The 26060-nt window shown below is 68.3% G+C and carries 25 protein-coding genes and 1 riboswitch; of the genes, 15 read left to right on the top strand and 10 right to left on the bottom strand.

Features of this window, described 5'->3' with window-relative positions; translation table 11 throughout:
* Positions 1-3: 3 nt before the first annotated feature.
* Positions 4-705 (bottom strand): fumarylacetoacetate hydrolase family protein, encoded by a 702-nt coding sequence (locus tag AC07Y4_RS15020; protein ID WP_495274790.1) that lies wholly within the window; start codon positions 703-705, stop codon positions 4-6.
* A 166-nt stretch (positions 706-871) separates the two neighbouring features.
* On the opposite strand from AC07Y4_RS15020, the gene AC07Y4_RS15015 reads away from it, so the two are divergent.
* Genes AC07Y4_RS15015 through pgeF form a run of 3 tightly spaced genes read left to right on the top strand, consistent with a single transcriptional unit; the run spans position 872 to position 3223 of the window.
* Entirely contained in the window at positions 872-1780 is a 909-nt protein-coding gene (locus AC07Y4_RS15015) for a tetratricopeptide repeat protein (RefSeq protein ID WP_070061131.1), read from the top strand.
* A 34-nt stretch (positions 1781-1814) separates the two neighbouring features.
* Positions 1815-2453 carry a maleylacetoacetate isomerase gene (gene maiA, locus AC07Y4_RS15010; RefSeq protein WP_495274789.1) on the top strand — a complete coding sequence of 213 codons (639 nt, stop codon included), beginning with the start codon at positions 1815-1817 and terminating at the stop codon, positions 2451-2453.
* A gap of 14 nt (positions 2454-2467) precedes the next feature.
* On the top strand, positions 2468-3223 hold the full coding sequence (pgeF, locus tag AC07Y4_RS15005; protein WP_495274788.1) for a peptidoglycan editing factor PgeF: 756 nt from the start codon (positions 2468-2470) through the stop codon (positions 3221-3223).
* Here the strand turns inward: pgeF and AC07Y4_RS15000 are convergent.
* Complete coding sequence (locus tag AC07Y4_RS15000) at positions 3155-3463, bottom strand: hypothetical protein (RefSeq protein WP_095745806.1); 309 nt, start codon at positions 3461-3463, stop codon at positions 3155-3157. The genes pgeF and AC07Y4_RS15000 overlap by 69 nt on opposite strands.
* A gap of 126 nt (positions 3464-3589) precedes the next feature.
* Here AC07Y4_RS15000 and phaC point away from each other — a divergent pair, with 126 nt between their 5' ends.
* The gene (gene phaC / locus AC07Y4_RS14995; protein ID WP_139703097.1) at positions 3590-5362 is read left to right on the top strand and encodes a class I poly(R)-hydroxyalkanoic acid synthase; all 1773 of its coding nucleotides are present in this window, start codon (positions 3590-3592) and stop codon (positions 5360-5362) included.
* 61 nt (positions 5363-5423) lie between these two features.
* Positions 5424-6602, top strand: a complete 1179-nt coding sequence (locus tag AC07Y4_RS14990; RefSeq protein ID WP_095745805.1) for an acetyl-CoA C-acetyltransferase — start codon at positions 5424-5426, stop codon at positions 6600-6602.
* Positions 6603-6708: 106 nt separating this feature from the next.
* Here AC07Y4_RS14990 and AC07Y4_RS14985 read toward each other — a convergent pair whose 3' ends face one another.
* Both AC07Y4_RS14985 and AC07Y4_RS14980 read right to left on the bottom strand, forming a co-directional pair.
* The gene (locus tag AC07Y4_RS14985; RefSeq protein ID WP_307585140.1) at positions 6709-6894 is read right to left on the bottom strand and encodes a hypothetical protein; all 186 of its coding nucleotides are present in this window, start codon (positions 6892-6894) and stop codon (positions 6709-6711) included.
* Positions 6895-7426: 532 nt separating this feature from the next.
* Entirely contained in the window at positions 7427-8338 is a 912-nt protein-coding gene (locus tag AC07Y4_RS14980) for a LysR family transcriptional regulator (RefSeq protein WP_070061126.1), read from the bottom strand.
* A 149-nt stretch (positions 8339-8487) separates the two neighbouring features.
* Here AC07Y4_RS14980 and AC07Y4_RS14975 point away from each other — a divergent pair, with 149 nt between their 5' ends.
* The 5 genes from AC07Y4_RS14975 to AC07Y4_RS14955 are packed head-to-tail and all read left to right on the top strand — an operon-like array spanning position 8488 to position 13525.
* Positions 8488-9471, top strand: coding sequence for a tripartite tricarboxylate transporter substrate binding protein (locus tag AC07Y4_RS14975; RefSeq protein ID WP_495274787.1), 984 nt, complete (start codon positions 8488-8490; stop codon positions 9469-9471).
* 35 nt (positions 9472-9506) lie between these two features.
* Positions 9507-10397, top strand: coding sequence for an HTD2 family dehydratase (locus AC07Y4_RS14970; RefSeq protein WP_495274786.1), 891 nt, complete (start codon positions 9507-9509; stop codon positions 10395-10397).
* A gap of 24 nt (positions 10398-10421) precedes the next feature.
* Entirely contained in the window at positions 10422-11603 is a 1182-nt protein-coding gene (locus AC07Y4_RS14965; protein ID WP_495274785.1) for a CaiB/BaiF CoA transferase family protein, read from the top strand.
* On the top strand, positions 11600-12490 hold the full coding sequence (locus AC07Y4_RS14960) for an HpcH/HpaI aldolase/citrate lyase family protein (protein ID WP_495274784.1): 891 nt from the start codon (positions 11600-11602) through the stop codon (positions 12488-12490). The genes AC07Y4_RS14965 and AC07Y4_RS14960 overlap by 4 nt, the downstream gene beginning before the upstream one ends.
* A 30-nt stretch (positions 12491-12520) precedes the next feature.
* Positions 12521-13525 carry a tripartite tricarboxylate transporter substrate binding protein BugD gene (locus AC07Y4_RS14955; protein WP_495274783.1) on the top strand — a complete coding sequence of 335 codons (1005 nt, stop codon included), beginning with the start codon at positions 12521-12523 and terminating at the stop codon, positions 13523-13525.
* 50 nt (positions 13526-13575) lie between these two features.
* On the opposite strand, the gene AC07Y4_RS14950 is transcribed toward AC07Y4_RS14955, so the two are convergent.
* From AC07Y4_RS14950 to AC07Y4_RS14940, 3 genes are all read right to left on the bottom strand, one after another.
* A complete protein-coding gene (locus AC07Y4_RS14950) occupies positions 13576-13998 on the bottom strand; it encodes a GNAT family N-acetyltransferase (RefSeq protein WP_492696812.1) in 423 nt (140 codons plus the stop codon).
* Complete coding sequence (locus AC07Y4_RS14945; RefSeq protein WP_159271443.1) at positions 13995-14519, bottom strand: CinA family protein; 525 nt, start codon at positions 14517-14519, stop codon at positions 13995-13997. The genes AC07Y4_RS14950 and AC07Y4_RS14945 overlap by 4 nt, the downstream gene beginning before the upstream one ends.
* A 72-nt stretch (positions 14520-14591) precedes the next feature.
* Positions 14592-15239 carry a DJ-1/PfpI family protein gene (locus tag AC07Y4_RS14940; protein ID WP_495274782.1) on the bottom strand — a complete coding sequence of 216 codons (648 nt, stop codon included), beginning with the start codon at positions 15237-15239 and terminating at the stop codon, positions 14592-14594.
* Between the two features lie 204 nt (positions 15240-15443).
* Between AC07Y4_RS14940 and phbB the strand changes: the two genes are divergently transcribed.
* On the top strand, positions 15444-16181 hold the full coding sequence (gene phbB / locus AC07Y4_RS14935; RefSeq protein WP_062480872.1) for an acetoacetyl-CoA reductase: 738 nt from the start codon (positions 15444-15446) through the stop codon (positions 16179-16181).
* Between the two features lie 156 nt (positions 16182-16337).
* Positions 16338-17681: a dicarboxylate/amino acid:cation symporter gene (locus tag AC07Y4_RS14930; RefSeq protein WP_062480874.1), complete on the top strand. Its 1344-nt coding sequence runs from the start codon at positions 16338-16340 to the stop codon at positions 17679-17681.
* Positions 17682-17738: 57 nt separating this feature from the next.
* On the opposite strand, the gene AC07Y4_RS14925 is transcribed toward AC07Y4_RS14930, so the two are convergent.
* Positions 17739-18338: a tetratricopeptide repeat protein gene (locus AC07Y4_RS14925; protein ID WP_495274780.1), complete on the bottom strand. Its 600-nt coding sequence runs from the start codon at positions 18336-18338 to the stop codon at positions 17739-17741.
* A 105-nt stretch (positions 18339-18443) separates the two neighbouring features.
* Positions 18444-20702 (bottom strand): catalase/peroxidase HPI, encoded by a 2259-nt coding sequence (gene katG, locus AC07Y4_RS14920; protein WP_495274779.1) that lies wholly within the window; start codon positions 20700-20702, stop codon positions 18444-18446.
* Between the two features lie 183 nt (positions 20703-20885).
* On the opposite strand from katG, the gene AC07Y4_RS14915 reads away from it, so the two are divergent.
* Entirely contained in the window at positions 20886-22589 is a 1704-nt protein-coding gene (locus tag AC07Y4_RS14915) for a cation:proton antiporter domain-containing protein (RefSeq protein WP_095745794.1), read from the top strand.
* Between the two features lie 4 nt (positions 22590-22593).
* Here AC07Y4_RS14915 and AC07Y4_RS14910 read toward each other — a convergent pair whose 3' ends face one another.
* Complete coding sequence (locus AC07Y4_RS14910; protein ID WP_062480884.1) at positions 22594-23001, bottom strand: hypothetical protein; 408 nt, start codon at positions 22999-23001, stop codon at positions 22594-22596.
* 151 nt (positions 23002-23152) lie between these two features.
* Here AC07Y4_RS14910 and AC07Y4_RS14905 point away from each other — a divergent pair, with 151 nt between their 5' ends.
* Both AC07Y4_RS14905 and AC07Y4_RS14900 read left to right on the top strand, forming a co-directional pair.
* On the top strand, positions 23153-23374 hold the full coding sequence (locus AC07Y4_RS14905) for a hypothetical protein (protein WP_062480886.1): 222 nt from the start codon (positions 23153-23155) through the stop codon (positions 23372-23374).
* Between the two features lie 81 nt (positions 23375-23455).
* Positions 23456-23738, top strand: a riboswitch (cobalamin riboswitch).
* Between the two features lie 131 nt (positions 23739-23869).
* Positions 23870-26053 carry a TonB-dependent receptor gene (locus AC07Y4_RS14900; protein WP_495274778.1) on the top strand — a complete coding sequence of 728 codons (2184 nt, stop codon included), beginning with the start codon at positions 23870-23872 and terminating at the stop codon, positions 26051-26053.
* The last annotated feature ends 7 nt before the right edge of the window (positions 26054-26060 follow it).

The following is a 26060-nucleotide window of genomic DNA, read 5'->3' as shown; positions in this document are numbered from 1 at the left end:
GCGTCAGACGATCTTGACGGTCAGTGCGGGCAGGCCCGCGACCTGGCCCACCAGCGTGTCGCCGGCCACCACGGCCGCGACGCCTTCGGGCGTGCCCGTGAAGATCAGGTCGCCGGGTTGCAGCTCCCAGGCCGCCGACAGGTGCTCGATGGTCTCGGCCACGTTCCAGATCAGCTTGCTCACGGTGCTGCGCTGGCGGTCGGCGCCGTTCACCTGCAGCGAGATTTCGGCCTGCTCGGCGTTGCCGGCCTGTGCCACGGGCACGATCGGGCCGATGGGCGCGCTCTGCTCGAAGCTCTTGCCGATGTCCCAGGGGCGGCCCTGCTTCTTCATGTCGTTCTGCAGGTCGCGGCGCGTCATGTCCAGGCCCACGGCGTAGCCGTAGATGTGCTTGTGCGCGTCGGCCGCCTGGATGTTCTTGCCGCCGGTGCCGATGGCTACCACGAGCTCGATCTCGTGGTGCAGGTTCTTCGTGAGCGTGGGGTAGGCCATGGTGCCGGTCTGGCCCGCATCGACCGTCACCAGCGCATCGGCCGGCTTCATGAAGAAGAAGGGCGGCTCGCGGCCGGTGAAACCCATTTCCTTGGCGTGATCTTCGTAGTTGCGGCCCACGCAGTAGATGCGGTGCACCGGGAAGCGTGCGGGCTGACCGGCCACCGGCACCGAAACGGTGGCCGGCGGGGCGAAAACAAACTCGGAAGCCATGGGAAGGTGTCCTTTTTCAGCGAAGCGGGAGGGGAGACCGGCAGTGTGCCAGAGGCGGCACGGGCTTGCCGGCACGCCGGACTCGGGATTTTGCGGCGGCCCACAATAGGCGCTTCTGCGCGTTTCCCCGACCCCTTTCCCGACCTCTTTTCTCCCTCGCTCCACCATGCCCATCCGACTCGGCAAAGCCGGCAAGGCCACCGCCTTCAACGAACTCGGCCGCGAACGCGACGAGGCCGGCGATCAGGACGGCGCCCTGGCCGCCTATGCGCAGGCCAGCGCCATCCATCCGTACTGGTCGGCGCCCTGGTACAACGCCGGGCTCATCCACAAGTACCGCGGCGACTGGGCCGCGTCGTTGCAGGCCAATGCCCGCGCCGTGCAGTGCGAGCCGGGCAACGAAGGCGCGCTGTGGAACCTGGGCATCGCGGCCACCGCGCTGGGCGACTGGCCCACGGCGCGGCGCGCATGGCGCCAGTACGGCATCGGCATCCCGGACGGTGAAGGGCCGGTCGACTATTTCGTCGGCCTCACGCCGATCCGCGTGCACGGCGACGAGGCCAGCGAGGTGGTCTGGGCCGACCGCATCGACCCGGCGCGCGCGATCCTGCGCAACGTGCCGACGCCCGCCAGCGGCCACCGCTACGGCGACCTGGTGCTGCACGATGGCGCCGCCAACGGCTACCGCCGCCGCGGCGAGCGCGAGGTGCCGGTGTTCGACGCGCTCGCGCTGATCGCGCCGTCGGACCATGCGACCTACGAAGTGTTCGTCGAAGAGGTGCAGGCCGAGGCGATCGATGCGCTGGTGCGCCGCTTCGAGGAAGCGGGCCTCAGCGCCGAGAACTGGACCAGCAGCATGCAGGTGCTGTGCAAGGCCTGCTCCGAAGGCCGCCCCGACGACCAGCACAACCATGCGCCCGGCGAACCGCCCGCGGCCGAAGGGCCGTGGCACCTGGGCATCGCCGCACGCGAAGAAGCCGCGGCGCGCGGCCTGCTCGATGCGTGGCAGCAAGAACACCCCGAAGCCCGGCTGCGCGACTTTCGCTGCGCGCTCCCGGCCACACCACGCTCCTGAAGGTGAAATCCAAGGGCGCTATCCTCGAGAAATCATGAAGCTGCATAACTATTTCCGCTCCTCCGCCTCGTTCCGTGTCCGTATCGCCCTGAACCTCAAGGGCCTGGACTACGACTACGTGCCCGTGCACATCGCGCGCGGCGAACACCGCACCGGCCCGTACTCGGCGATCTCGGCAGACATGCTCGTGCCGCTGCTCGAGGACGAGGGCGAGCGCTTCTCGCAGTCGATGGCCATCATCGAGTACCTGGACGAAACGCACCCCGAGCCGGCGCTGCTGCCGACCGATCCCGTGGGCCGCGCCCATGTGCGTGCGCTGGCGCAGTCGATCGCCTGCGAGATCCATCCGCTGAACAACCTGCGCGTGCTCAAGTACCTCGTGAAGGAACTGAAGGTCGACGACGAAGCCAAGAACACCTGGTACCGCGACTGGGTGCGCGACGGCCTGCTGTCGTTCGAGCGCCAGCTCGCGCAGCACCCGGGCGGCACCTACTGCTGGGGCGACACGCCCACCATTGCCGACTGCTGCCTCGTGCCGCAGATCTTCAACGGCCGCCGCTTCGACTGCGACTTCAGCGGCCTGCCGCGCACCATGGCCGCCTTCGACGCTTGCATGAAGCTCGACGCCTTCCAGCGCGCGCAGCCCTCGCAGTCGCCCGACGCGGAACCCTGAGCCGGCACGTCGCGATGAATCCGCAATGGCTGGTGCCCGAGTGGCCGGCGCCATCGAACGTGCGCGCGCTGTGCACCACGCGCGACGGCGGCGTGTCGACCGGGCGCTATGACAGCCTGAACCTCGGCGACCACGTGGCCGACGACGCCGCGCACGTCGCCGAGAACCGCCGCCGGCTGCAGCAGGCGATCGGCACGCGGCCGGTGTTCCTGCAGCAGGTGCATGGCACGGGGCTCGTGTCGCTCGACGATGCCGTGCCCGACGGCACCGTCGCCGATGCCTGCACGGCCGCGACCTCCGCACGCGCCTGCACGGTCATGGTGGCCGACTGCCTGCCCGTGCTCTTCACCGACGAACGCGGCCACCGCGTGGCCGCCGCGCATGCGGGCTGGCGCGGGCTGGCCGGCGGCGTGCTCGAGCAGACCGTGCGCGCCTTTGCGCAGGTCGACGGTGGTGCGCCGCGCCTCATGGCCTGGCTCGGCCCTTGCATCGGCCCGAAGGCCTTCGAGGTGGGGGCGGAAGTCAAGGCCGCCTTCGAGGCGCAGTCGCCCGAGGCGGCGTCGTGCTTCACGCCCGCGGCGGCCGAAGGCAAGTGGCTGGCCGACCTGCCTGCGCTCGCGCGTCAGCGGCTGCGTGCGGTGGGTGTCGCGTCGCTTCACGGCAACGACAGCGGCGATGCGTGGTGCACCGTCGCGCAGCCGTCACGGTTCTTTTCGCACCGGCGCGACGGCGTCAGCGGGCGCTTCGCCGCGCTGGTCTGGAAGGTCTGAGGCCGCGGCTTCCGCGGCGGCGCGACGGGCGGCCTCCTGGGCCTGCGCCTCGCGTTCCTTGATCGCCCGTCGGCGTGCAGGCGTGGCCATCAGGTAGATCACCAGCGCCACCGGCGCGAGGCCGTAAAGAAGAAATGTGAAGATGGCGCCCAGCACCGTGCCCGTGGTGTTGGTGGCTTCGGCCACCGCCATCATCACGGCCACGTAGAGCCAGCCGATCACGATCAAATGGATGAACACAGGCGCAGACGTTTTGTTTCAAGGGATTAGTGAAAGCGCGGCGTTGTGAGTGCCTTGCGAATGCAGCATACTCAAAACACGCAAGCCATCCGTTCGTATCGACCCAGGCCACGGCCAGGAGACATGATGAAGCAACAAGACACGGGGGCCGATGCGTTCGCGCCCTTTCAAAAAGCCCTCACGCAGGGCTGGACCCAGGCCATGGAGGCTTTCCAGAAAGCTGCAGGTCCAGGAGGTTCCGCCGCTTTCGACGTCGGCGGCACGCCGCTATGGCAATTGCCACAAATGGCGCAATTCCCGGGCGCAGCCGCCATGCCCGAGCTGCCGAAGTTCTCCATCGATCCCGAGCAGCTCCAGTCCATCCAGCAGCAGTACCTGAGCGACGCCACCGACCTCTGGCGCCGCGGCTTCGGTGCCCGGCCCGAGGGCGACAAGCGCTTTGCCGCCGAGGCCTGGGGCAGCAACCCGCTGGCGGCCTTCTCGGCTGCGGTGTACCTGCTCAACGGCCGCACCATGATGCGCATGGCCGAGGCCATTGACGCCGACGACAAGACCAAGGCGCGCCTGCGCTTCGCGGTCGAGCAGTGGATGGCCGCGGCCTCGCCCAGCAACTCGCTCGCCTTCAACGCCGAGGCGCAGAAGAAAGCCATCGACACGCAGGGCGAGAGCATCGCCAAGGGCATCCAGAACCTGCTGCACGACATGAAGCAGGGCCACGTCAGCATGACCGACGAAAGCGCCTTCGAAGTGGGGCGCAACGTGGCCACCACCGAAGGTGCCGTGGTGTTCGAGAACGACTATTTCCAGCTGCTCGAATACAAGCCGCTCACCGCCAAGGTGTACGAGCGGCCGTTCCTGCTGGTGCCGCCGTGCATCAACAAGTTCTACATCCTCGACCTGCAGCCCGACAACTCGCTCATCCGCTATGCGAACGAGCAGGGCCACCGCGTGTTCGTGGTGAGCTGGCGCAACCCCGACGAGTCGCTGGCCCAGGCCACCTGGGACGACTACATCGAGAACGCCGCCATCAAGGCGATCCACACGGTGCAGGAGATCAGCGGCAGCAAGCAGATCAACACGCTGGGCTTCTGCGTGGGCGGCACCATCCTGAGCACCGCGCTGGCCGTGCTCGCGGCGCGCGGCGAAAAGCCGGCCGCGTCGGTCACGCTGCTGACCACCTTCCTCGACTTCAGCGACACCGGCATCCTGGACATCTTCGTGGACGAGCCCATGGTGCAGTACCGCGAGATGCAACTGGGCAAGGGCGGCCTGCTGCCCGGCGGCGACCTGGCCTCGACCTTCAGCTTCCTGCGCCCGAACGACCTGGTGTGGAACTACGTGGTCGGCAACTACCTCAAGGGCGAGACGCCGCCGGCCTTCGACCTGCTGTACTGGAACAGCGACGCCACCAACCTGCCGGGCCCGTTCTACGCCTGGTACCTGCGCAACACGTACCACGAGAACAAGCTGGCCAAGCCGAATGCGCTCACCGTCTGCGGCGAGAAGGTCGACCTCGGCAAGATCGACATTCCGGCCTACATCTACGGCTCGCGCGAAGACCACATCGTGCCCATCGGCGGGGCCTACACCTCCACGCAATTGCTCACGGGCAAGAAGCGCTTCGTGATGGGGGCCTCGGGCCACATCGCCGGCGTGATCAATCCGCCCGCCAAGAACAAGCGCAGCCACTGGCTGCGCGAGGACGGCAAGTTTCCCAAGACCCAGCCCGAATGGCTGGCCGGCGCGCAGGAGCAGCCGGGCAGCTGGTGGACCGACTGGGCACAATGGCTCAAGGGCCACGCGGGCAAGCAGATCCCCGCGCCCAAGGGCTACGGCAACGGCAAGGCCTACAAGGCCATCGAACCGGCGCCGGGACGCTACGTGAAGGCCAAGGCCTGAACGGGCGCCAGCTCCCGCAAGATCGCAACCGATTTCAAATCACCTCAACGGAGAGAACCTCATGGAAGACATCGTCATCGTTTCGGCTGCGCGTACGGCGGTCGGCAAATTCGGCGGCTCGCTCGCCGGCATTCCCGCCACCGAGCTGGGCGCCCTCGTGATCAAGGAAGTGATCGCGCGCGCCAACCTCACGGCCGACCAGGTGGGCGAGGCCATCATGGGCCAGGTGCTCGCGGCCGGTGCCGGCCAGAACCCCGCGCGCCAGGCCTGGCTCAAGGGCGGCGGCACCAAGGAAACGCCGGCGCTCACCATCAACGCCGTGTGCGGCTCGGGCCTGAAGGCCGTGATGCTGGCGGCGCAGGCCGTGGCCACGGGTGACAGCGAAATCGTGATCGCCGGCGGCCAGGAAAACATGAGCATGGCGCCGCACGTGCTGCCCAATTCGCGCAACGGCCAGCGCATGGGCGACTGGAAGCTGGTCGACACCATGATCGTCGACGGCCTGTGGGACGTGTACAACCAGTACCACATGGGCATCACGGCCGAGAACGTGGCCAAGAAGTACAACATCGACCGCGCCTCGCAGGACGAACTGGCCCTGGCCAGCCAGACCAAGGCTGCCGCCGCGCAGGACGCCGGCAAGTTCAAGGACGAAATCGTCGGCGTGAGCATTCCGCAGAAGAAGGGCGACCCGCTCGTCTTCAACCAGGACGAGTTCATCAACCGCAAGACCAACGCCGAGGTGCTGGCCGGCCTGCGTCCTGCCTTCGACAAGGCCGGCGGCGTGACCGCGGGCAATGCCTCGGGCCTGAACGACGGTGCCGCCGCCGTGATGGTCATGACGGCCAAGAAGGCCGCCGCCCTGGGCCTGAAGCCGCTGGGCCGCATCGCCAGCTACGCCACCGCCGGCCTGGACCCGACCATCATGGGCATGGGCCCCGTGCCGGCATCGCAGAAGGCGCTGCAGCGCGCCGGCTGGAAGGCCGCCGACCTCGACCTGCTCGAGATCAACGAAGCCTTCGCCGCACAGGCCTGCGCCGTGAACCGTGAAATGGGCTGGGACGTGAACAAGGTGAACGTGAACGGCGGCGCCATCGCCATCGGCCACCCCATCGGCGCGTCGGGCTGCCGCATCCTGGTGACGCTGCTGCATGAAATGCAGCGCCAGAACGCCAAGAAGGGCATCGCCTCGCTGTGCATCGGCGGCGGCATGGGCGTGGCGCTGACGATCGAGCGCTGAGCCTGATCACCGGGTGAACCGGTACGGGGAGGGGAGGCAGGGGCTCGCAAGGGCCGATGCCTCCCCTCCCTTTTTTGTGCGTGCTGCCGGGGCGCTCGCTTGCGGCTTACTTCGACCGGTCCGAAGCCACGAGGTCCCAAGCCAGGCCCGCGAGCCAGCCGATGCCCACCAGCCACGCGCCGGCGTGCACCGTGTCGATGTCGGCCGGGGCCAGCCAGTGGACCAGCAAGGCAATCAGCAGCCCGGCGACGGCGCCGAGGCAGGACCAGGGGGAGCTGAGGGCTTCGAGCATGTCAGGGCGACTGTAGCGACCCTCTTTCGCGCCTCGCATCGACCCGATTCGGCATGCTGAGAACCTTTGGATTCATTTGGACGACGGTCACCCGACTGGCTGACGCTCTTGTTCACCGCTCAAAAATTGAGCAATGTGTGGAATCCCTTTGTAAAACAACAACTTACATTCGTTTTACAAAGCTCCACCCCAGTTACCCCCAAAGTTGCCCACAGAAAGTGGGGATTGAAGCGGACTTCTTCACAACCGGCGGCAAGTCGTTGCTTTCAAAGGGCGGCCTAGCACAGGCAACCCCCTGTTTTTTCGCTTGACTTTCCTGTTTTAGAGCCATTTTTGGACCCATCGGCCGCCAGACTTGTGCACTGCAAAAAATTTAAGCAGACTAACTATTCCCTTTATAAAACAACGACTTGCAATCGCTTTACAACGCTGCCCCTGACTTACCCCCAAAGTTGTGCACAGAAAATGGGGAAGACATCGGGTTTCTCACAAGCCGCCTGCAAGTGCCTGTTTTTGGCCGGAAATCGGGCCGTCAGCCGGTTTCGGCCTGCGCCTCGGCGTAGTGCTTGCACAAGGTCTCGACCAGCGCCTGGGCGTACACGGGCAGGGCGGCGCGGTCGCGCACGAGCAGGTAGCGCTCGCGCACGCACCACGGGTCGCTGAGCTCGACCAGCGCGAGCCCCATGCTCTCCTGGTTGCGCCGCGCGGCCGACTCCGGCACCACGCCGATGCCCACGCCGCTGCCGATCATCCGGCACATGGCGTCGAAGCTGCCGAGCTGGATGCGCAGCTTCTGGCGCTTGCCCAGGTGGTCGGTGATCTGCCCCAGGAAGGCCTGCAGCGTGCTGCCCTGCTGCATGCCGATGGCGTCTTCGTCGAGCGTCTCGGCGAAGGAGATGCGGCGGCGCCGCGCAAAGCGGTGCTGGCGCGAGGTGACGAGCACCAGCCGGTCGGTGCTGAAGTGGATGGTGTCCAGGCCCAGTGTGTCCATCTGGCCCGCGACGATGCCGATGTCGGCGCGCCCGTCGCGCACGCCGCGCGGGATCTGAGCATTCGGTTTTTCCTGAAGGTCGACGTTGATGCGCGGGTTGGCGGCCAGGAAGCCGGGCAGGATCTCGGGCAGGAAATCGGTCACCGCCGTGGTGTTGGCGAACACGCGCAGGTGGCCGCGCAGGCCGCCGCCGTACTCGAGCAGGTCGGCGCGCAGCTGGTCGGCCTGGTGCAGCACCAGCCGGGCATGGTGCAGGAAGGCCTCGCCCGGTGGCAGCAGGCGCACGCCGCGGGCCTCGCGCTGCAGCAGCTGCAGGCCGGCCTGGGTCTCGAGCGCCTTGATGCGCGCGCTGGCCGCGGCCAGCGACAGGTGCTGGCGCTCGGCCGCCCGCGTGAGGTTGCCGAGTTCGGCCGTGGCCACGAACAGGCGCAGGTCGGTGAGGTCGAAGAGCATGGGGCGATGGTAGTCAAGCCTTCGGAATTTCAGAAGCCTGGGTTCCGAAATCGCAGATTGCGCCGACGGGGCGGGCAGAAGACCATGCGGCCATGGAGACACAACACAAGCAACCAACCAGCGGATTAAGAGTCCGCTGTTCTATTCCGATGAGATTCCGCGCCCGCGCGCTGATTGCCTTCGGCCTCGCCGCCACCGCCTTGCTGGCCGCCAACCCGGCCACCGCCCAGACCTATCCCTCGCGCCCCATCACGCTCGTCGTGCCCCAGGCCGCGGGCGGCACCAACGACATCGTCGGCCGCCTCGTCGGCCAGAAGCTCGGCGAGGTGCTGAACAACGCCAGCGTGGTGGTCGACAACCGCCCCGGCGCGGGCGGCAACATCGGCACGCAGCTGGTCGCCAAGGGCCCGAAGGACGGCTACACGCTGCTGATGACGATCAGCAGCAGCCAGGCCATCAACCCCGCGCTCTACAAGAACCCGGGCTTCGACCCCGAGAACGACTTCAAGCCCGTCGGCCTGATCGGCGCGGTGCCCAACGTGCTGCTGGTGAACCCGTCGTTCCCCGCGAAGAACTTCGCCGAATTCCTGAAGCTGGCGCGCGAGAAGGGCGCCAACTACCAGTACGCCTCGGCCGGCAACGGCACGCTCAACCACCTGCTGGGCGAAATGCTCAACAGCATGGGCGGCATCTCGATGCAGCACGTGCCGTACAAGGGCGTGGCGCCCGCGCTCAACGACGTGCTGGGCGGGCAGTTGCCCATCGTGTTCGCGAGCCTGCCTTCGGCGCTGGCTCACATCAAGGCCGGCAAGCTGCGCGCGCTGGCCGTGAGTGGTGCGAAGCGCTCGCCCGTGCTGCCTGATGTGCCCGCCATCGCCGAGCAGGTGCCGGGCTACAACGGCACGCTGTGGATCGGCCTGTTCGCCCCCACGGGCGTGCCGGCCGACGTGCTCGCGACCCTGCAGGACGCGACGCGCAAGGCGCTCGCGGCCAAGGACCTGCGCGACAAGCTCGACCAGCAGGGTGTCGAGATCGCCGCGCCCACCTCGCCCGAGCAGTTCTCGGCGCTGCTGCATGCCGACCTCGCCAAGTGGGCGCGCATCGTCAAGGCCTCGGGCGCCGCGGTCGACTGACCGCGCCCTTCATCTTTCTTTCCGCCACTCACGACATGACTTCTCCCTTGATCGACGCCGAAGCCCTCGCGCACCTGCAGGCCTGGCAGGGCCGCAGCGAAACACTGCGCGACGACCTCACGGCTGCGCCCGTGCGCGGCTTGTCCGCCACGCTCGACCGCGACGACCCGCTGCCCGAGGTGGGCACGCGGCTGCCCGCGCTGTGGCACTGGCTCTACTTCCTGCCGCACCACCGCCAATCCGAGATCGGCGAAGACGGCCATGCCAAACGCGGCGGCTTCCTGCCGCCCGTGCCGCTGCCGCGCCGCATGTGGGCCGGCGGCCGGCTGACCTGGGAACTGGGCAATCCGCTGCAGGTGGGCGATGCGGTCGAGCGCACCTCGACCATCGCCTCGGTCACGCACAAGGCCGGCCGCACGGGCGAGCTGGTGTTCGTGCTGGTGCGCCATGAAGTGCGCAACGCGCGCGGCCTCGCGCTCACCGAAGAGCACGACATCGTCTACCGCGCCGCCGCCGCACCCGGCGAGCCTGCGCCGCCGCCCACGCCCGCACCGAAGGATGCCGCCTTCAGCCGCGACCTCGTGCCCGACGACGTGCTGCTGTTCCGCTACTCGGCGCTGACCTTCAACGGCCACCGCATCCACTACGACCGCCGCTACGTGACGCAGGTCGAGGGCTACCCGGGCCTCATCGTGCACGGGCCGCTGATCGCGACGCTGCTGGTCGACCTGCTGCGCCGCAACGCGCAGGCCGATGCGCAGCTCGCGCGCTTCGAGTTCCGCGCCGTGCGACCGACCTTCGACATCGCGCCGTTCCGCGTGCACGGCAAGCCCGCCGAAGGCAGCACCGACGGCAAGACCTTCAGCCTGTGGGGCGAAGACGCCGACGGCTGGCTCACGATGCAGGCCACGGCCGTGCTCGCCTGACGCAAGGAAAGAAAGAAGACCCACATGACCAGACCCCTGGACGGCATCACCGTCATCTCGCTCGAACACGCCATCGCGGCGCCGTTCTGCACCCGCCAGCTCGCCGACCTCGGCGCGCGCGTCATCAAGGTCGAGCGCCCCGGCGGCGGCGACTTTGCGCGCGCCTACGACGAGCGCGTGAACGGCGAGGCCTCGCACTTCGTGTGGGTCAACCGCTCGAAGGAAAGCCTCACGCTCGACCTGAAGCAGCCCGCCGCGCTCGCCGTGCTGCAGGAGCTGGTGGCCGGCGCCGACGTGCTGGTGCAGAACCTCGCGCCCGGCGCCGCCGCGCGCATGGGCCTGGGCGCGCAGGTGCTGCAGGAGAAGCACCCCGCGCTCATCGTCTGCGACATCTCGGGCTACGGCGAAGACGGCCCGTACCGCGACAAGAAGGCCTACGACCTGCTCATTCAGAGCGAGGCCGGTTTCCTCTCGGTGACGGGCACGCCCGACGACCCGTGCAAGTCGGGCAACTCCATCGCCGACATCGCGGCGGGCATGTACGCCTACACCGGCATCCTGGCGGCGCTGATGCAGCGCGGCAAGACGGGCAAGGGCTCGCACATCGACGTGTCGATGCTCGAATCGCTCGCCGAGTGGATGGGCTACCCGATGTACTACGCCTACGACGGCGCGCCGCCGCCGCCGCGCAGCGCTGCCTCGCACGCCACCATCTATCCCTACGGCCCGTTCCCCGCCGGCGACGGCGGCACCGTGATGCTGGGCTTGCAGAACGAGCGTGAGTGGCGCGCCTTCTGCGACAAGGTGCTGCTGCGCCCCGAGCTTGCGAGCGACCCGCGCTTCGACAGCAACGCGCGGCGCAACGAACACCGCGAGGCGCTGCGTGCGCTCATCGTCGACACCTTCGGCGCGCTCAGCGCGGCGCAGGTGCTCGAACGGCTCGACACCGCGCAGATCGCGAATGCGCGCATGAACGACATGGCCGGGCTGTGGGCGCACCCGCAGCTGCAGGCGCGCGAGCGCTGGCGCCAGGTGGGCTCGCCGGCCGGCGACATTCCTGCGCTGCTGCCCGCCGGTCGCCAGAGCGCGTTCGACTACCGCATGGACCCGGTGCCCGCGGTCGGCCAGCACACCGATACCATCCTGCGCAGCCTGGGCCGCGGCGACGACGCGATTGCGGCGCTGCGCGCGGCCGGCGCGGTATGAGCGGACCCGCTAATCAAGCGCTCGCTTTGGCGCGCGCCTTTCTCTTCGTGCCGGCCGACCGGCCCGAGCGCCATGCACGCGCACTGGCGACGGGCGCGGGCGGCGTGATCATCGACCTCGAAGACGCCGTGGCGCCCGCGCGCAAGGCCGAGTCGCGCGATGCGCTCGGTGCCTCGTTGGCAGCGTTGCCCGCCGAAGGGCGAGGGCGGCTGCTCGTGCGCGTGAACGCCAGCGGCACGCCGTGGCATGAGGACGACTGCGCGCGCGCGGCCGGCTGGATCGCCGAGGGCCTCATCGCCGGCATCGTGCTGCCCAAGGCCGAGCACGCCGACGAACTGCATCGGCTGGCCGCCACGGCCGGACCGAAGGCCGTGCTGGTGCCGCTCATCGAATCGGCCGCGGGGCTCGCGGCGCTCGATGCCATCGCGGGCGCGCCGCAGGTGCTGCGGCTGGCCTTCGGCCATCTCGATTTCCAGGCCGACCTCGGGATGGCCTGCGATGCCGACGAGGCCGAGCTGGTGCCCGTGCGCCTCGCGCTTGTGCTGGCCTCGCGCCGCGCCGGGCTGGCCACGCCCATCGACGGCGTGTCGCCCGACTGGCGCGACGCCCAGCGGCTCGCCGCCGACACCGCGCGCGCCCGGCGCGGCGGCTTCGGCGCCAAGCTGTGCATCCACCCCGAGCAGGTCGCGCCCGTGCAGGCCGCGCTCGGGCCCACGGCCGACGAGGTGGCCTGGGCGCACCGCGTCACCGAGGCCGTGCGCGCGGCCGGCGGCGGCGTCGTGAGCCTCGACGGCCGCATGGTCGACGGGCCCGTGGTGCGGCTGGCCGAGCGCTGGCTGGCGCTGGCCGCATCTCACGGCCCGGGCGATTCATCCCTGACGCACTGATCCACAGACAAACCACAAGGAGACAAAGAAGTGAACGCAACGAAGACCTGGAAACTGAAAGCCCTCATCGCAGCCTCGGCGGGCGCCTGCCTGTTCGCCGCCGCATCGCCTGCCGCCGCGCAGGCCGCGTGGCCCGACAAGCCCATCGTGATGGTCGTGCCGTACTCGGCCGGCGGCCCCACCGACGTGGTGGCGCGCATGCTCGCGGTGCCCATGGGCAAGTCGCTGGGGCAGACCGTGGTGGTCGAGAACACCGTGGGCGCGGGCGGCACCATCGCGCCGACCCGCGTGGCCAAGGCGGCGCCCAACGGCTACACCATCCTCATCCACCACATGGGCATGGCCACCGCACCCGCGCTGTACAAGAAGCTCAACTACGACCCGCTGAAAGACTTCGAGTACGTCGGCCAGGTCATGGACGTGCCGATGACCCTGCTGTCGCGCAAGGACTTCCCGGCCAACAACTTCAAGGAGCTGCTGGCCTACGTGAAGGCCAACAAGGAGAAGGTCTCGCTCGCCAACGCCGGCATCGGCGCCGTCTCGCAGCTGTGCGGCATGCTCTTCGCGCACCAGATCGGCGTGCAGCTGACGACCGTGCCCTACAAGGGCGCAGGCCCGGCGCTCAACGACCTCATGGGCGGCCAGGTCGACCTGCTGTGCGACCAGACCACGCAGACCGCGCCCGTCATCAAGGACGGCCAGCGCGTGAAGGTGTTTGGCGTGACCACGCCCAAGCGCCTGTCGAGCATGCCCGACATCCCCACGCTCGACGAGCAGGGCCTCAAGGGCTTCGACGTGAAGGTGTGGCACGGCGTGTACGCGCCCAAGGGCACGCCGCCGGCCGTGATCGAGAAGCTCAACGTGGCCCTGCGCGCCGCGCTGCAGGACGACAACGTGAAGAAGCGCTTCGCCGAACTGAGCACCGAGGCCGTGCCGATGGACAAGGTCACGCCCGAGGCGCTGCGCAGCCACCTGGCGGCGGAGATCGAGAAGTGGGGGAAGGTGATCCGGGCTGCGGGGGTGCAGGCGGATTGAGCGCGACAGCTTGAGAGGCGGTTCGGGTCGGGGGCCGCAATGCCCCGGGCTCAGAGCTTCTTCTTCATGTAGGCGAGGTAGTTGCCGCGCGCGTAGTTGTCGATGCGCGCGAACTCTTCGTAGCCTTGCTTCAGGTAGAAGCCTCGCGCCTGCCACTCGAAGGTTTCGAGCGCGGCATTCCCGGCACCCAGCGCCTTGCCGCGCGCTTCCGCCTCCGCGAGCAGGCGGCGGCCCAGGCCGGTGCCCCGGGCTTCCTCCTCGACGAACAGCACGTCGATGCGCAGCCATTCGAGGAACACGAAGCCGCGCAGCCCGCCCACCAGGCGGCCCTGCGCATCCTTCGCGTTCAGCCACACGGGTTGCGTATCGGGGTACTCGCCGACGAAGCCGTAGTTGAACTCGCGCAACCGGCGGCCCAGGACGCCGGAGCGGACCTCTTCTTCGGAGGCGGTCGAAATCACTGTTTCGGTCATGCGTCGCCGTTCGCCAGCAAGGTCTCCTCGAACAACTTCAGCAACAGCCGCGCGAACACATCCATGTTCCATGGCCGGTCGGTCGCGCCGGTCTCGATCGTGCGGCTGACCACGAGACCGTCCGCGCCGGTCACGGCGATGCAGACATGCCCGGGCGCATCGCCGTACGGGCTGCCCGACGGTCCCGCCGCGCCGCTCTCGCAGATGCCCCACTTCGAACGATGGGCGTCGCGGATGCGGCCCGAGATGAAGCGCGCGTAGGGCTCGGTCTCGCCGCGCATGTCGCCCATGTCCTCGGGCGTGAGGCCGAGCAGGGCCTTGCCGGCGCGGCGCGAATAGATGACCGCGCCGCCCAGGAAGTAGGCCGAGGCGCCCGGCAGCGCGAGCAGGGCGGCCGAGACCAGGCCGCCGGCCGACGATTCGGCGACCGCCACCGTCTGGCGCCGCTCGCGCAGCGTCGCCCCCACGCGGGCGGCGAGCACGGAAAGCGGTTCGAGGTCGGTGAGGTCGGGCGCGGACATGGAGGTCGAAAGAAGTAAGAAAGAAGAAATGACCGACCGTTCGATCGATCAAACAAACAAGCGAAAGAACGATCAGGCTGTGCCCGCACGCGACCCCGGTCGTCGCACATACGACGGCGCGCGCTCGTGGCTCGAGGTGTGGCCGTACACCGTGTCGGCCGGGTAGTACTCGGCCTGCAGCTGCACCTTGGCCGCGGCTTCCTCGCCCGCCACATGGGCGATGAAGGCGAGCATCAGGTCGGTGCCGGCCGACACGCCGGCCGAGGTCCAGACGTGGCCGTCCTGCACGAAGCGTTGCTCCACCACCTTCACGTCGCCGAGCGCGCGCAGGCGGTCGAGCGATCCCCAGTGCGTGGTCGCGGTGCGGCCCGAGAGCAGGCCGGCCGCATGCAGCACGAAGGCGCCGGTGCACACCGACAGCAGCGCCTTGCAGCCGGGCGCCTGCGCGGCCAGGAACTGCACCATGGCGGGGTTGTCGACCTCGCGCCGCGTGCCCATGCCGCCGGGCACGAGCAGAAAGTCGAGCGGCGGGCAGTCGGCGAACGACACATGCGGGTTGATCGACAGCCCCTTGGCGCAGACGACCGGGCCATGCGTTTGCGCTACCACGAGGCAGTTGGCGGGGCCGCCGGCCAGCTTGCTCCACATGGTGAGCATTTCCCGGGGACCGACGAAATCGAGCTCCTCGACCTCGGGGAAGACGACGATTGCGAAATTCATGCGTGCGAACTCCTGGTGGGGTGGCCGGCAGGGGCCCTGTCACGGGCGCGAAGCCGCAAGCATATAGAGTGCCGCCGAGGTGATGTCCGTGACAGCTGGTTGCAAGCTTGGCTCAGTGTTCTCCCTCAGAGTTGTGTGGCCTGAAAATGGCTAGAGTGAAGGCGGCCGTTCAGGCTTTTTGCTAGCTTCAATCAAGGAAATCTCATGAGCAAGAAAGTTGCATATGTCACCGGAGGCATGGGTGGCATCGGAACAGCCATCTGCCAGCGTCTCTACAAAGACGGGTTCACCGTGGTCGCAGGTTGCGGCCCCACGCGGGACTACGCCAAGTGGCTGGCCGAACAGAAAGCCGAAGGCTTCGAGTTCCACGCGTCGGTCGGCAATGTCGGCGACTGGCAATCCACCGTCGAAGCCTTCTCCGCCGCCAAGGCGGCCCACGGGGCGATTGACGTGCTCGTCAACAACGCCGGCATCACGCGGGACCGCATGTTCCTCAAGATGACGCCCGAGGACTGGAGCGCGGTGATCGAAACCAACCTCAACAGCATGTTCAACGTCACCAAGCAGGTGGTGGGCGACATGGTCGAAAAGGGCTGGGGCCGCATCATCAACATCAGCTCGGTCAACGGCGCCAAGGGCCAGGCCGGCCAGACCAACTACTCGGCGGCCAAGGCCGGCATGCACGGCTTCACGATGGCGCTGGCGCAGGAGCTGGCCAACAAGGGCGTCACCGTGAACACGGTGAGCCCGGGCTACATCGGCACCGACATGGTCAAGGCCATCCGCCAGGAAGTGCTCGACAAGATCGTGGCCACGATCCCGGTCAAGCGCCTGGGCGAGCCGAGCGAAATCGCTTCCATCATCGCGTGGCTCGCCACCGACGAAGGCGGCTACAGCACCGGGGCCGACTTCTCGGTCAACGGCGGCCTCCACATGCACTGAGCATGCGCGCCACGCCCTGAAAACAAAAACCCGCTTCGGCGGGTTTTTTCATTTGGGCCGAAACGACCCCCACAGGACACACGACTTCAACCATCGAAAGCAACCCGACACGAACCCTTTCTTCTGCGTTTTCCTTCATCTTTTCAGGAGGCAGTCATGGCACATACAACAAGCACAGTACCCAGGAAGCTCCCCCTTTACCGTTCCCTGTACGTGCAGGTGATCACCGCGGTGATCGTCGGCGTGCTGCTGGGGTACTTCTACCCCTCGCTCGGAGAGTCGATGAAGCCCTTGGGCGACGGCTTCATCAAGCTCATCAAGATGATCATCGCGCCGATCATCTTCTGCACGGTGGTGGTCGGCATCGCCGGCATGGAAGACATGAAGAAGGTCGGCAAGACCGGCGGGCTGGCGCTTTTGTACTTCGAGATCGTGAGCAGCATCGCGCTGGTGGTCGGCCTCGTGCTGGTGAACCTGCTCAAGCCGGGCGCGGGCATGAACATCGACGCGTCCACGCTCGACACCAAGGCCATCGCGGCCTACACCGGCCCCGGCAAGATGACCGGCACGGTCGACTTTCTGCTCAACGTGATTCCCTCCACCGTGGTCGATGCCTTCGCCAAGGGCGAGATCCTGCAGGTGCTGCTCATCGCGGTGCTGTTCGGCTTTGCGCTGCACCGCTTCGGCGGGCGCGGCACGCTGGTGTTCGACGTGATCGAGAAGGGCTCGCACGTGCTGTTCGTGATCGTCAACTACATCATGAAGCTCGCGCCCATCGGCGCCTTCGGCGCGATGGCCTTCACCATCGGCAAGTACGGGCTGGGCAGCCTGCTGTCGCTGGGCAAGCTCATGGGCACCTTCTACCTGACCTGCCTGCTGTTCATCTTCGTGGTGCTGGGGCTCATTGCGCGCTTTCACGGCTTCAGCATCTGGAAGTTCATCAAGTACATCAAGGAAGAGCTGCTGATCGTGCTGGGCACCTCGTCCAGCGAATCGGTGCTGCCGCGCATGATGGAGAAGATGGAGAACCTGGGCGCCCACAAGACCTGCGTGGGGCTGGTGATTCCCACGGGTTACTCGTTCAACCTGGACGGCACCTCGATCTACCTGACGATGGCGGCGGTGTTCATCGCGCAGGCCACCAACACGCCGATGACGCTCACGCAGGAGATCACGCTGCTGGCCGTGCTGCTGCTCACCTCGAAGGGGGCGGCCGGTGTCACGGGCAGCGGCTTCATCGTGCTGGCGGCCACGCTGTCGGCGGTGGGGCATGTGCCGGTGGCGGGGCTGGCGCTCATCCTGGGCATCGACCGCTTCATGTCGGAGGCGCGCGCGCTCACCAACCTGATCGGCAACGGCGTGGCCACCATCGTGGTCGCCAAGTGGACCAACGAACTGGACACCGAGCGGCTGCAGGCCGGGCTCAACAACGAGAGCTGGGTCGAGTCGCAGGAGCCCGAGGAGCTGGTGAACGCGCGCGAATCGAAGATGGCGCAGTAGCCGGGGCAGGGCGCCGGCCTGCGCGTTTGGGTGCGGTGCGGCGCGTTTCGGTGCGCGTCAGTGCACCAGGGCCACCGCGAGCAGCGGCTGCGCCCTGGCATCGAGCTCGCGTTCGTACAGCGGGGCGGCCTTGGCGTAGGCGCCCTGGGCGCGATGGGCCGCGGCCAGGTTCTGCCGGCTGTACAGCACGGCGTGTGCGTCGGGGCGCCGCTGCTTCTCGTGGATCGCCAGGGCGCGTTCGTACAGCGCAATGGCCTGGTCGAAGGCCTCGCGGCGGTAGTGCAGGCCGGCCAGCGCGCTCAGCGTGAACGCCACCCGCGGGCTGTCCGGCCCGGCGGTCTTTTCCTGGATGGCGAGCGCGGCCGTGTACGACTGCGCGGCCCGGGTCAGCTGCCCCTGCCGCTGGTGGACATGGGCCAGCAGCACGAGGCTGAGGGCCGCGTCGGCGGACTCGGGCCCGCCTGTGCGTTGCGCCGTCTGTAGCACCTGCTGCGCCAGCTCGAGCGTGCCGACGTCGTAGCAGTTGGCGTTGATGCGTTGCACGAGTTCCTGGCGCAGCACGCGCCATTCGGGGTTGCCGTCCTGCGCGTACAGCGCGCCGAACTGCGAGGCCGCCAGGACGACGCCGGCGGCAAGCCATGCCTTCGCGAATTTCATGGGGCCGAATCTAGTGGCCCGGCCCGAAAAACGAATACCTCGTTCATGGGAGTCCGCGCCCGCGGGGGGGGGGCCCCGGGGCGCGGACGGCGCTGGCGCCCCGCCTCAGGCGAGATCGAAGCGGTCCAGGTTCATCACCTTGGTCCAGGCGGCCACGAAGTCGTCGATGAACTTCTGCTGGCTGTCGGAAGCGCCATAGACCTCGGCGATGGCGCGCAGCTGCGCGTTGGAGCCGAACACCAGGTCGACGCGCGTGCCGGTCCACTTGAGCGTGCCGGTCTTGCGGTCGCGGCCTTCGTACTCTTCCTTGGCGTCCGACACCGCCTTCCACTCCGTGCCCATGTCGAGCAGGTTGACGAAGTAGTCGTTGCTCAGCGTGCCGGGCGTCTTCGTGAAGACGCCGTGGCGCGTCTGGCCGACGTTGGTGTCGAGCACGCGCAGGCCGCCGACCAGCACCGTCATCTCGGGCGCCGTGAGCGTGAGCAGCTGCGCCTTGTCGATCAGCAGTGCTTCGCCGGGCACGCTGTAGCGGCCCTTCAGGTAGTTGCGGAAGCCGTCGGCCGCGGGCTCCAGGGGCTCGAACGAGGGCACGTCGGTCTGCTCTTGCGAGGCGTCGGCGCGACCCGGCGAGAAGGGCACCTTCACTTCACGCCCGCCATTGCGCGCGGCCTGCTCCACGCCCGCCCCACCGGCCAGCACGATCAGGTCGGCCAGCGAGATCTTCTTGCCGCCGGTCTGCGCCGCGTTGAACTCGCTCTGAATGCCTTCGAGCACCTTCAGCACTTGGGCCAGCTGCGCGGGCTGGTTGACGGCCCAGTCCTTCTGCGGTGCCAGCCGCACGCGGGCGCCGTTGGCACCGCCGCGCATGTCGGAGCCGCGGAAGGTGGAGGCCGAGGCCCACGCCGTCGACACCAGCTGCGCGGGCGTGAGGCCCGAGGCCAGCACCTTCTTCGTCAGCGCCGCGACGTCGTTGGCGTCGACCAGCGGGTGGTCGACGGCCGGGATCGGGTCTTGCCAGATCAGCTCTTCGGCCGGCACCTCGGGCCCGAGGTAGCGGGCGCGCGGGCCCATGTCGCGGTGCGTGAGCTTGAACCAGGCGCGCGCGAAGGCGTCGGCGAGCTGGTCGGGGTTGGCCAGGAAGCGGCGCGAGATCTTTTCGTAGGCCGGGTCCAGGCGCAGCGACAGGTCGGTGGTGAGCATGGTCGGCGCGTGGCGCTTGGCGGCGTCGTGCGCGTCGGGGATGGTGCCGGCACCGGCGCCGCCCTTGGCCACCCACTGGTGCGCGCCGGCGGGGCTCTTGGTCAGCTCCCATTCGTAGCCGAACAGGTTCTCGAAGAAGTTGTTGCTCCACTTCGTGGGCGTGGTGGTCCACGTCACTTCGAGGCCGCTGGTGATGGTGTCGCCACCCTTGCCGGTACCGAAGCTGTTCTTCCAGCCGAAGCCCTGGTCTTCGAGGCCGGCGGCTTCGGGTTCCTTGCCGACGTTCGAGGCCGGCCCCGCGCCGTGGGTCTTGCCGAAGGTGTGGCCGCCGGCGATGAGCGCCACGGTTTCCTCGTCGTTCATGGCCATGCGGGCGAAGGTGTCGCGGATGTCGTGGGCCGCGGCGATCGGGTCGGGGTTGCCGTCCGGGCCTTCGGGGTTCACGTAGATCAGGCCCATCTGCACGGCGCCCAGCGGGTTCTCGAGGTTGCGGCTGTGCGGCACCTTGCTGTCGTCGTCCTTCACGAGCACGCCGCGGTCTTTCTCGACGCCGGGCGAGCCCTGTGCGTAGCGCACGTCGCCGCCCAGCCAGGTCTTCTCGCGGCCCCAGTACACGTCCTGGTCGGGCTCCCACACGTCGGGGCGGCCACCGCCGAAGCCGAAGGTCTTGAAGCCCATGGTCTCGAGCGCGACGTTGCCGGTGAGGATCAGCAGGTCGGCCCAGGAAATCTTCTGGCCGTACTTCTGCTTGATCGGCCACAGCAGGCGGCGCGCCTTGTCCAGGCTCACGTTGTCGGGCCAGCTGTTGAGCGGCGCGAAGCGCTGCTGCCCTCGGCCCGCGCCGCCACGGCCGTCACCGATGCGGTAGGTGCCGGCGCTGTGCCAGGCCATGCGGATGAAGAGCGGGCCGTAGTGGCCGAAGTCGGCCGGCCACCAGTCTTGCGAGTCGGTCATCAGCGCGGCGAGGTCTTTCTTCACCGCGGCGAGGTCCAGGCTCTGGAAGGCCTTGGCGTAGTCGAAACCGGCGCCCAGGGGATCGGATTTGGAGGAGTGCTGGTGCAGCAGGTCCAGGCGCAGCTGCTCGGGCCACCAGTCGCGGTTCGTGGTGCCGGCGCCGGTGGCCTGGCTGAACGGGCACTTCGCTTCGGTTTTCTCGTTGCTCATGGGGAGGCTCCTGTTGTTGGGGGGACGGGGGGACCGCTCAAATTCTGGATGAGAAAGGTGTCGATGCGAATAGAAGTGCTTTATGCCTACGATAGTTCGCGTCGCTTCCGTAGGGGTGTAGACGCAGGCCCGTAGAAGCCTGCGGGCTTCAAAGGTTGGGGGCCGTTCCTGCAAAATGGACCGATGCCCCACAGCGTCTCCCTCATCAATACGATTGCCGCCGGCCTGGGGTTGGCGCTGGTGTTCGGCTTTCTCGCGGCGCGGCTGCGATTGCCGGCGCTGGTGGGGTACCTCCTGGCGGGCGTGATCATCGGCCCGTTCACGCCCGGCTTCGTGGCCGACGCGGGCATTGCCGCGCAGCTGGCCGAGATCGGCGTGATGCTGCTGATGTTCGGCGTGGGCCTGCACTTTTCGCTGGCCGACCTGCTCGCGGTGCGCAAGATCGCGCTGCCCGGCGCCATCGCGCAGATCGCGGTCGCCACGCTGCTCGGCGGCGGCCTCGCCATGTGGTGGGGCTGGAGCTGGGGCACGGCGCTGGTGTTCGGGCTGGCGCTGTCGGTGGCGAGCACGGTGGTGCTGCTGCGTGCGCTCGAGAGCCTGGGCATCCTCGATTCCTTCACCGGCCGCATCGCGGTGGGCTGGCTGGTGGTCGAAGACCTCGCGATGGTGCTGGTGCTCGTGCTGCTGCCGCCGCTGGCGGGCGCGCTGGGCAGCACCAAGGTCGACACCAGCGGCGACCCCGTCTGGCAGACGCTGGGCCTCACGCTGCTGCAGGTCGGCGGCTTCGTCGTGCTGATGCTGGTGGTGGGGCGGCGCGTGTTCCCGTGGATCCTCTGGCAGGTCACGCGCACCGGTTCGCGCGAGCTGTTCACGCTGTGCGTGGTGGCGGCGGCCGTGAGCATCGCCTTCGCCTCGGCGGCGCTGTTCGGCGTGTCGTTCGCACTGGGCGCCTTCTTCGCCGGCATGGTGATGCGCGAGTCGCAGTTCAGCCACCGCGCGGCGCAGGAGTCGCTGCCGCTGCGCGATGCGTTTGCCGTGCTGTTCTTCGTGTCGGTCGGCATGCTGTTCGACCCCTCGGTGCTGCTGGAGCGCCCGCTGCAGGTGCTGGCCGTGGTGCTGGTGATCGTGCTGGGCAAGTCGCTCGCGGCCTGTGCGCTGGTGCTGGTGTTCCGCTACCCGCTCGCCACCGCGCTCACGGTGAGCGCGAGCCTGGCGCAGATCGGCGAGTTCTCGTTCATCCTGGCCGGGCTGGGCGTGTCGCTCGGCCTGCTGCCGGTGGAAGGGCAGAGCCTGGTGCTGGCGGGCGCGCTGATCTCCATCGCCACCAACCCGCTGTGGTTCAGCCTCATCGCACCGCTGCAGAAATGGCTGCACGCGCATTCGAAGTTCGCACGCGAACTCGACGCGCGCAGCGACCCGCTGGCCGAACTGCCCATGACCACCGAGGCCAAGTACCTGTCGCGCCAGGTGGTGCTGGTCGGCTACGGCCGGGTGGGCCGGCGCATCGCCGCCGAGCTCGAGACGAACGACATCCCCTACGTGGTGGCCGAGCAGAACCGCGAGCTGGTCGAGAAGCTGCGCGAGGCCGGCATCCCCGCCGTGTGGGGCGACGCGGCCGACCCGGCGGTGCTGATCCAGGCGCATGTGGCACGCGCCCGCGTGCTCGTGGTGGCCACGCCCGACGCCATGAACGTGCGCCAGATGATCGAAACCGCGCGCACGCTGAACCCCACCATCCAGACCGTGGTGCGCAGCCACAACGAGCAGGAAGCCCGCCTGCTGGCCGCCGAAACCGACGCGAAGGTGTTCCTGGGCGAACAGGAACTCGCCCAGGCCATGGCCCGCGATGTGGTGCAGCGCGCCGCCGCGATGGCGGTGCCAGCTTGACGATTCAAAGGTCCTCGATCACCAGCGTGCGATAGCGCTCGGCGATCGAGTAGGGCACGGTACGCACCAGTTCCATCACGCGCTCGGTGATGGCGCCGTCCTTGGTGCGGATCAGCAGGCCCGTGTGGCCTTCGTGGGCCAGCTGGATGAAGGCGCGCACCGTGTCGCCGTCGGTGCCGGCGGAGGGCAGGGGACTGTGCGAGGCGTGCACGGTCGGCGCGATTTCCGCCAGGACGGTTTCGGCCGGTATCAGGTAGACCTCGTCGCCGCTCACGATGCCTTTCGCGATCAGCCCGTGGCCGATGCGGCTGGCGTCTTCGACGCTCGGAAACATCACCAGGGAGTAACCGGTCGGGTAGAACGCGCCACCGAAGGCGGCGCGCATGTTGGGTTCAAGCGTGAAATGTTTCATGCTGACTCCTTGTTCTGATGCAACTCCCCACCCCTAACATTAGGCCGCGCGGCGTCCATGCACTGTAGGAGAAGCCCTAGTACTGACAACCGCGCCGGCCCCTTGCCCGTTCAAAGGCGGGTTCATTCCCTGTTTCATTTCTCTGACCGTCATGCCTTCGCCGAGAGACATCGCACTCACCGTCCACGAACTGGAAGAAGGGGAGTTCTACTGGGTGCTGATGGAGGCCGTGGACGGCTCGCCCGGCGACTCCACCCATGTGTACGTGCCGCTCGAAGCCGCCCACGAGCCCTACGCCACGTATTCGAATGCACTGGTGGCCGGCGTGGCGGTGCTGCGGCGGCTGTTCGGGCCCGACGGCAAGCCCGTCTGACGGGGCCCGCAAGGGCGCCGCCGCAGGGCGCTCCCTATAATCCCGGCGGTTGGAAACATTGGTTCACACCGGTGTCGTCCAACACCCCACGGTTCGAAGGTGCCCTGCACGACCAGTCACAGGATTGGCGGCGGGGTTAAACGGGAAGCAGGTGCGAGGCGTCGTTTTTTCGAACGACCCTTCCATTCCTGCGCTGCCCCCGCAACGGTCAGCGGACATCGACACCCTCAGGCCCCGGCGATTCTTCGCCCGGGCAGCCACTGCGCTTCGGCGTGGGAAGGCGAGGGCTTCGGCGCCGAGGTGCATGCATTGCACCCCGACGCACTCCGCGAGCCCGGATACCGGCCTTCGCAACCGCCTTCGGATGCTGCGGGAGTGCGTGTCCGGGCCTGCCGCTTTTCCCTCGCGCGAAACGGCACCGCCCCTCGTCTCTTCTCCCTCGGCGTCCGCGATCGGTCAGGAGCCTGCGGGGACGCGGGCCACAGGAGAAGTCGGATGAATCGCATTGCATCGCCACCGCGCGATCGCTCGGGCCCACCCCTGCAGCGGGCGCGCCTTTCGGGTCTTTCAGGTCTTTCGCTGGGGCTCGGCCTCGCTTGCGGGCCCGCCCTGGCCCAATCGGGCGACACACCCGGTCGCCCCAGCCTCACGCCCGTGCAGGTCGAAGCCAGCCGCCACACGCCGCTGGCCCTGGACGAACCCACGCAGACCGGCAGCCGCCTGGGCCTCACGCCGCTCGAAACGCCCGCCAGCATCGAGGTGCTCACCGGCGACGCGATCCGCGCGCGCGGCGACGTGTCGGTGGTCGAGGCCGCGAGCCGCGCCACCGGCATCACGGGGTCGCCCGCGCCGGGCAACGGCGGCTCGTCGCTGTCGGCGCGCGGCTTCAACGGCCACGGCTCGGTGATGCAGCTGTACGACGGCACGCGCCTGTACGTGGGCGCGGGCACCGTCACCTTCCCGTTCGACACCTGGTCGACCGACCGCATCGAGGTGCTGCGCGGCGCCGCCTCGGTGATGTTCGGCGAGGGCGCCATCGGCGGCGCGATCAACGTGGTGCCCAAGAAGCCCACGCGCGGCCCGGTGCAGAACGAAGCGCTCGTGACCGTGGGCTCCGACGCCACGCGCCAGGTCGCCTTCGGCAGCGGCGGGGCGATCAACGACATGCTCTCGTACCGCTTCGACATCAGCCACCGCAAGACCGACGGCTTCATGCGGCGCGGCGAGGCCGAGAGCCTGGCGGTGGGCGGCGCGGTGCGGCTCGATGTGTCGCCACGGCTGCAGTTCACGCTCTCGCACGACGAGGGCCGCCAGACGCCGCAGCGCTATTTCGGCGTGCCGCTCGTCAACGGCCGCCTGAGCAGCCTGAACCGCGAACAGAACTACAACCTCGACGACGCCGAGGTCAAGTACCGCGACCGCTGGACCCGCCTCGATGCGCAGTGGACGCCCAACGACGCCGTCACCGTGCGCAACCAGCTCTATCGCCTGGACAGCAAGCGCCACTGGCGCGACAGCGAAACCTACACCTACAGCGCCATCACGAACCGCGTGACGCGCGGCGACTACCTGGAGATCGGCCACGACCAGGAGCAGATCGGCAACCGCACCGACGCCACCTTCAAGCACGCGCTGTTCGGCCTGAAGAACCAGGTGCTGGTGGGCTTCGACGCCAACCGCATCGACTTCCTGAATTCGAGCGACACGCCCTACGGCGGGCGCTCGGTGGTCGACGCCTTCGTCTTCAACCCCGGCACCTACGCTTCGCCCACGCCCTACCTGCCGCGCTACAAGACGAAGACCAGCACCTACGCCTTCTTCGCCGAAGACAAGCTGGCCTTCAACGAACACTGGTCGGTGGTCGGCAGCCTGCGCTGGGACCGCGCGAAGATCGTGCGCACCGATCCGCAGAACCGCGCCCCGCGCCTGGACAAGACCTTCGAGTACGCCACGGGTCGCCTCGGCGTGGTCTACGCGCCCGACGCCGCGCAGTCGTTCTATGCGCAGGTGGCGCGCGCGGCCGATCCGCTCACCGGGCTCATCAGCACGTCCGCCACGCAGGTGCCGTTCGAGCTCAGCGTGGGCAAGCAGGTCGAGGTGGGCTACAAGCGCCAGCTGGCCGAGGGCCGCGGCGCCTGGAGCGTGGCGGCCTACCGCATCGAGAAGACCAAGCTGCTGTCGCGCGACGCGAACGACCCGACCGTCGTGCAGCAGATCGGCAAGCAGTCGTCCGAAGGCATCGAGGCCACGCTCGACCTGGCGTTGACCTCCACGCTGCGCCTCGAGGCCAACGCCGCGCGGCTGCGTGCGCGCTACGACGACTTCAATGAAGCGGTCGGCAAGTCGCTGGTCTCGCGCGCGGGCAACACGCCGGCCGGCGTGCCCCAGGTGGCGGCCAACCTGTGGCTGCACTGGCGCTTCCTGCCGCAGTGGGAGGCCGAGCTCGGCGTGCGCCACGTCGGCGCGCGGCAGGTCGATGCGGCCAACACGCGCCGCATCGGCTCCTACACCGTGGCCGACGCGGGCGTGAGCTGGCAGGCGAACCCGTCGCTCAAGCTCGCGCTGCGCGCCTTCAACCTGGCCGACCGCAGGTACCCGGTCTCGTTCTCGAACGGCGGCAACCAGTGGCTGCTGGGCCGTCCGCGCTCGTTCGAGCTGTCGGCGTTCGTGACCTTCTGAGCATGGC

It is taken from the genome of Variovorax sp. GW460-12-1-14-LB1 (assembly GCF_059423605.1).
This window is presented reverse-complemented; position numbering and strand designations above follow the sequence as displayed.